The sequence below is a fragment of the Enterobacter sp. ZOR0014 genome (genome assembly GCF_000798855.1).
Lineage (GTDB): Bacteria > Pseudomonadota > Gammaproteobacteria > Enterobacterales > Enterobacteriaceae > Enterobacter > Enterobacter kobei.
Genome location: NZ_JTLF01000342.1, coordinates 1 through 272, shown reverse-complemented (window position 1 = coordinate 272; position 272 = coordinate 1). Strand labels below are relative to the sequence as shown.

The following is a 272-nucleotide window of genomic DNA, read 5'->3' as shown; positions in this document are numbered from 1 at the left end:
AGAACAGCCATGGCGGCTGCAATATTCATTCCGTTAACACCGCGGTAAACTGCAACTCTGGAACAAGTGCATATTTAAGAATCGCTTATAAAGCAGAAGATAACCCGCTTTTGCCTCAGGGCAGCTATACGGGTGTTCTCCACCTGATTGCGAATGACTGGCACAACACTGACTGGACGGCAAACGTGAATGTCGATCTCTCCATTGTGAAGTAAATGCTTTATTGCTGCGCCAGTTTCTGGCGCAGCAGAAAATGATTTGGTATCCCCCCT

At 47.4% G+C, this 272-nt stretch carries 1 pseudogene; it reads left to right on the top strand.

What is annotated here, in order from left to right:
- Window positions 1-215: pseudogene (locus tag L977_RS25110) on the top strand (M60 family metallopeptidase); the annotation flags it as partial.
- Between the last annotated feature and the right edge of the window lie 57 nt (window positions 216-272).